Raw genomic sequence first — 5,182 nt, 5'->3', positions numbered from 1 at the left:
GGCGAGAATTCCTCCGGGAATTCTCGCCGATTCCGTACCCACAACACGTCAGGGGCGGGGGATCTGGGGGATCTCGGTCGGGTCGTACCAGAGCAGGTCGCGGTCGGTGACGCGCTGGAGCGCAGCGTCCAGAGCCTCCTCCGACGCGGCGCCGACGTCGCCCGTCCGCTCGGCGTCGTTCTCCTCCTCGGCGGCGGTCAGCACCGCCCGCACGTCGTCGGCGGCATCCGGCTCGTCGACATGGACGGCGACGACGGCCACCCCCGGCAGGGCGACGACGTCCACCGCGGTGGGCTCGTCCGCGTCGTCAGCGACCGTCGCGGCGTCGTCCGGCACGTCCAGGGAGACGACCACACGCAGCGGCGGCGCGACGCGGCGGCCGGCCACCAGCGCCAGGGAGTCGTCCGCGGCGGCGAGGAACGCCTCGTACTCGCGGCTCTCGTCGTCCTCGTCGGGCAGCTCCCGCTCCAGGGCGGGCGTCACGGCGTGCGCCCGGCGTGCCGCGACGTCCCACCGCGCCCCTCCGGCGGCGACGGTCGCGCCTTCGAGCTCGTCCAGGGTGGCAGGAACATAGATGCGCATGCGCACAGTCTGCCGTGGCCGGCGGGCCGCCGCTCAGACCGCGGCCGCGGTGACCGCCCGGACACGCGCGGCCAGGCCCTCGAACGACGCGCACACCGGCGAGGTCGGTTCCTCCTCCGCCAGGGTGCGCCCGGACAGGAGGGCGGCATCGAGCCCCCCGGGGTCGTCCGGGACGAGATGCACGTCGTCCACGCCCGCGTAGCGCGCGAGCGCGTCGCGCACCGCAGCCTCGGGACGCGCACCCACCGCGGAGGACCGCACCCGGTTCGCGACCACCACCCGCTCCCCCGCGACCGGCACCGGGACGTCGCGCAGGTCCTCGAGGCCACGCACGAGCCGCTGGATCCCCACCGGGTCCGCCGCGCCGACGATCACGACCACGTCCGCCGCCTGCAGCGCGGCGAGGGTCGCCGCGTTGCGCTGCGGCGCGTGGGTGTCGTACATGAGCAGCTCGTCCGCCTCGACGAGGGCCCCGCAGTCGACGACCGTCCACTCCACGAGCTCGCGGGCGCGCTCGAGGACCACCTCGACGGCGCTGGCCGGCAGCTCCGGCCACCGCGCCGCACGAGTGATCCCGGTCAGCACCCGCAGCCTGCCACCGACCACCGGGGCGTGCCGCGCCAGGGTCGGCAGGTCCAGCGCCCCCTGGCCCGCGGCTCGGGCTACCGCGGCCAGCCCGGGTGCGTCGTCCAGCAGACCGAGCCGGGCCGCCACGGACGCGCCGTAGGTGTCGGCGTCCACCAGCAGGACGTCGTCGTGCCGCGCCACGCCGACGTCGCGGCGTGACCGGCCGTGCCGTCCACGTGCCCGCGAGCCCAGCCCACCGAGCGCGGCCGCGAGCTCGAGCGACGTCGTCGTCCGGCCCGGGGCGCCGACCGGTCCCCACACCGCCACCACCCGGCCGTCGCGCGACGCGGCACCTTCCGCGTCGACGTCGCGCGCTCGGCCGTCCTCGGAGGGCGGGTCGTCGTGGGAGCCACCCGCACCGTCGCGCCCGAGGACGAGCTCGGCGGCCGGAGCGTCGGACCCGGTACGCACCGCGGTGGCGGCGTCCCGGACCGCCGTGAGCAGCGCGGCGTCGTCGTACGGCTCGACGACGGCGTCCACCCCCAGCGCGCGCAGATGCTCCGTCGGGGTGGCGTCGTGCGCCAGGGCGAGGACGCGCACCCCGTCCGCCCGCAGCCGCCCGACCGCCTCGCGGTCCAGACCGGCGAGGTCGGCGGACACCACCGCGACCACCCCGGCGCCGGCGGCCCCCGCCGCCAGCAGCTCGGCGAGGTCGCCGCAGCGACGGGTCACCGTGATCCCCGACCCCGGCGCGCCGAGCGCCAGGACGACGTCGGTCTCGGCCACGCCCCGCACGGCGCACAGGACCGTCACCGCTGCGGCCATCAGGCACCGCCCCCGGCCTGCGGCACCACGGTGACGCTCCCCGGGTCGGCCAGCGCCCGCAGGACGGCGGGCAGATCGTCCGAGGGGACGAGCACGTGCAGCGTCGCACCGTCCGACACGACGAGCCCCGAGCCTGCCTCGTCCACCTGCTCCACCACGACGCCCGTGACCAGCGGCGACGGGGCCTCGGCCTGCGCCCTCGCCCCGGCAGGGGCCTCCGGCACGGCCCACAGGTCGACGACGGAGCCCGGCGTCACCCGCGCCGACATCGACCGGTCGACGGGCACCGGCACGGAACGGACGTCCACGTCGGCGGCGTCGCCCAGGGCGGAGCGCGCCACGAGCTCGCCGTCGTCGACCACACGCCGGGCCACCGTCGCCTCGGGCAGCCCCTGGTCTGCCCGCAGGTAGAGCTCCACGCCGGAGTCGATGCGCACGTCGACGGCCCGGAGCCGGGACACGTCGACCGTCTCGCCCGGCGTGAGGGTGCCGTCCGCGACGTACACGGGCACCGTGCGGCCGGCCGAGGAGACGGCCCAGGAGCCCAGGGCCACGGAGACGGCGACGAGCACGACGCCGACGAGCAGCCGTGGGTCGCGCCAGGTGGGACGACGCAGGCGCGCCGCGACGGGTGCCGGCAGGGGGTCGGGGTTCACGGGCATCCTCCGAGGTCGAGGGCGCGGGTGTCGCGCCGAGACCTATCATCGGCGACCCCCCGTGCACCCCGCGGGTCCCCTGTGGACAACTGGGCTCACCTGCCGTCACCGCTGTGCCAGAATGCCGACATGACCAGTCGGTTTCTCTCCCTCGCCGACGTGCAGGAGATGCTGAACATCTCCAGCACGCAGGCGTACTCCCTGGTGCGCTCGGGCGAGCTGCCCGCGATCCAGGTGGGACCCAAGAAGGTGTGGCGGGTCGAGGTCAGCAAGCTCGAGGAGTACATCGAGCACCAGTACGCCCGGACGCGCGAGCGGATCGCGTCGGGAGACCTCTGACCCTCGGCGGGCGCCTACGCCTCGCTGACCCGCAGCACCGCCCCGAACGGGACCGTGCGCACGACAGGCCGTGCCCGGTCCGACTCCTCGACGTCGAGGTGGTCGGCGCCGACCCTCCCGATCCGGCCCGTCACCGAGCCGCCCGGCGTGCGGACCACCACCCGCGCCCGGTCCCGCTGCAGGCCTCGCAGCACATGACCCAGCCCGAGCCCGTCGGTCCGGGCTCCTGACGGCACCGCCTGCCGCCCGAGCCCGCCGACGGCGGAGAGCGCCGGCAGCGGCACCAGGTGCTGGACCCTCCCCCGTGCACCGTGGCCCTCGAGCAGGACCCACGCGCGCGCCACCCGTGCCACCCGGCCCTCGACGGCCTCGCCGTCGAGCAGCTCGACGCGCACGACGGCACCGGTCGCCGCACGCAGCCGGTCGACCAGCGGGATCGACGCCTGCTCGGCGCGCGTCAGCTCGGCGACGGCCCCCTCGCGCTCTGCCGACATCTCGGCCTCGAACCGCGCCTCCAGATCGGCGAACAGCAGCTCCCACCTGGCCGGACCCGTGCCCGTCATGGGCCTCCTCTCGTCGCGTCAGCCGTGCCCCACAGGATGCCCGGGTAGACAGACCAGCACCAGTCGGCTTCAATATCGAGCATCCGATACCACCAACAAGCATCAAACGCCATCATCAGATGTGACTCGTGGTCGACCGCCACGGACGAAGGAGACGCGATGTCCAGCAGCAGCGAACCTGCGCGGCACGGGGTCCGCAGCAGCGGCCTCGGCCGCCTCGGCCTCCTCTCCTTCGCGGCAGGCGTGGTCGCGATCGCGCTGACCGTGCGGGCGGCGTCGCTGGCCCCGCGCTCCGGGTCGGCGGCCGGCAGCCTCACCGTGGACCGGTGGGTCGAGCTGGGGGTGCTGGGTGCCGGGCTCGCCACCGCGGCCTGGCTGGCCCTGAGCGGCGCGCTCGCGCTCGCGTGCGTCGGGGCGTCGATGCTGGGCCGCCGCTGGCGGGCGGGCGAGTCCGCCGTCGACCGGCTCGCTCCCCTGGTCGTCCGCCGCCTCGTGCGTTCCGCTGTCGGCGCGGGCGTCGGCGCGGGCCTCGCCCTCGCCCCGGCTGCGGCCCTCGCCGCCGACGACACGGCTGACGGCCCCACGCCCGGCGAGAGCACCGTCGTCCTGGACCTCGGCTGGCAGCCGACCTCCGACGTGCCACCCGCTGCCGTCTCCGAGCAGGACCGCGCGGGCTCCGCGGGTGCTGACCCGGCAGCGGCACCCGTGGCGCGCGCCCCCACGTCGCGGGAAGGGACCGCGACCGGCGTCGGGTCTCGGGTGGTGCTACGCGGCGACACCCTGTGGGCGATCGCCCGGGACCGTCTCGGCGGCACCCCCTCCGACGCGGAGACGCTGCGCGAGGTGACGCGCTGGCACGAGACCAACCGCGACGTGATCGGCCCCGACCCCGACCGCATCCTGCCCGGCCAGATCCTGCGCGCCCCTGCCTGACGGCACACGACGTCCGAGACACCGCACCCCCGGAGGCCACCTATGACCGCGACCACCGCGACCACCGATCCTGTCTCGGCCGAGACGTCCGCGCAGGACCCGGTCGCGCCGCCGACGAGGACACCCCCGGCGACACCCGCCACCCCGGCGACGGGGCAACGGCCCCTGCGGGGCTCCGCGCCGCCGCGCTCCGGTCGTCCGGCCGGCTACCCCGAGGCGGGCACCCGCCCGCGGGTGCGGAAGGTCCGGGTCGGCCGAGAAGGCGTCCGGCGCACCGCCGACGACGACGCTGCGGACCTGCCGGAGCGCCCGCTCCGCGAGAACGATCCCGCACCGCTTCCCGACCCGACCGCACAGTGCTGCGCGGTGGTCCGTGCCGCGGTCGAGGTGCTGCGCGGAGAACGTCCCTCCGCCCAGCTTGCCCGATGGGTCACGCCGCAGGTGCGCGACCAGCTCGCCGAGCGTGCCCGCATCGCCCTGGCCCACGACCCACGCAGCGGAGGCGAGCACCACCGCCCGGTCCAGGTCCGGCGGGTACGCCTCGTCCGCCTGGGCGACGACGTCGCCGAGGCGACCGTGGTGCTGGACGACGACGGGCGGGTCCGCGCCGCCGCGGTCCGCCTGGAGGCGCGGCGCGGCGCGTGGCGGGTCGCCGTCCTCGAGGTCGGCTGACCGGCGGGCACGGAACGCCGGAGCCCCGGCCCGCAGGTGCGGGCC

7 protein-coding genes are annotated in these 5,182 nt (G+C 76.5%); 3 read left to right on the top strand and 4 right to left on the bottom strand.

What is annotated here, in order from left to right; translation table 11 throughout:
• Positions 1-48: 48 nt before the first annotated feature.
• From ACWGKI_RS20560 to ACWGKI_RS20550, 3 genes are read right to left on the bottom strand one after another with little or no spacing between them, the layout of a single operon-like run.
• The gene (locus ACWGKI_RS20560; protein WP_452189518.1) at positions 49-582 is read right to left on the bottom strand and encodes a DUF6912 family protein; all 534 of its coding nucleotides are present in this window, start codon (positions 580-582) and stop codon (positions 49-51) included.
• 33 nt (positions 583-615) lie between these two features.
• On the bottom strand, positions 616-1,974 hold the full coding sequence (locus tag ACWGKI_RS20555; RefSeq protein ID WP_452189516.1) for an AAA family ATPase: 1,359 nt from the start codon (positions 1,972-1,974) through the stop codon (positions 616-618).
• Complete coding sequence (locus ACWGKI_RS20550) at positions 1,974-2,630, bottom strand: hypothetical protein (protein ID WP_452189514.1); 657 nt, start codon at positions 2,628-2,630, stop codon at positions 1,974-1,976. The genes ACWGKI_RS20555 and ACWGKI_RS20550 overlap by 1 nt, the downstream gene beginning before the upstream one ends.
• Before the next feature lie 129 nt (positions 2,631-2,759).
• On the opposite strand from ACWGKI_RS20550, the gene ACWGKI_RS20545 reads away from it, so the two are divergent.
• A complete protein-coding gene (locus ACWGKI_RS20545; RefSeq protein ID WP_452189512.1) occupies positions 2,760-2,969 on the top strand; it encodes a helix-turn-helix domain-containing protein in 210 nt (69 codons plus the stop codon).
• A gap of 14 nt (positions 2,970-2,983) precedes the next feature.
• Here the strand turns inward: ACWGKI_RS20545 and ACWGKI_RS20540 are convergent, their stop codons facing one another.
• Positions 2,984-3,532, bottom strand: a complete 549-nt coding sequence (locus tag ACWGKI_RS20540) for a hypothetical protein (RefSeq protein WP_452189510.1) — start codon at positions 3,530-3,532, stop codon at positions 2,984-2,986.
• A gap of 159 nt (positions 3,533-3,691) precedes the next feature.
• Between ACWGKI_RS20540 and ACWGKI_RS20535 the strand changes: the two genes are divergently transcribed.
• Positions 3,692-4,465: a LysM peptidoglycan-binding domain-containing protein gene (locus ACWGKI_RS20535; RefSeq protein WP_452189508.1), complete on the top strand. Its 774-nt coding sequence runs from the start codon at positions 3,692-3,694 to the stop codon at positions 4,463-4,465.
• Between the two features lie 42 nt (positions 4,466-4,507).
• Positions 4,508-5,137, top strand: coding sequence for an Rv3235 family protein (locus ACWGKI_RS20530; RefSeq protein ID WP_452189506.1), 630 nt, complete (start codon positions 4,508-4,510; stop codon positions 5,135-5,137).
• Positions 5,138-5,182: the final 45 nt, after the last annotated feature.

It is taken from the genome of Isoptericola sp. NPDC055881, assembly GCF_053615895.1.
Note: the sequence above shows the minus strand (reverse complement) of the source record. Positions and strands in the feature narration are given on the sequence as shown.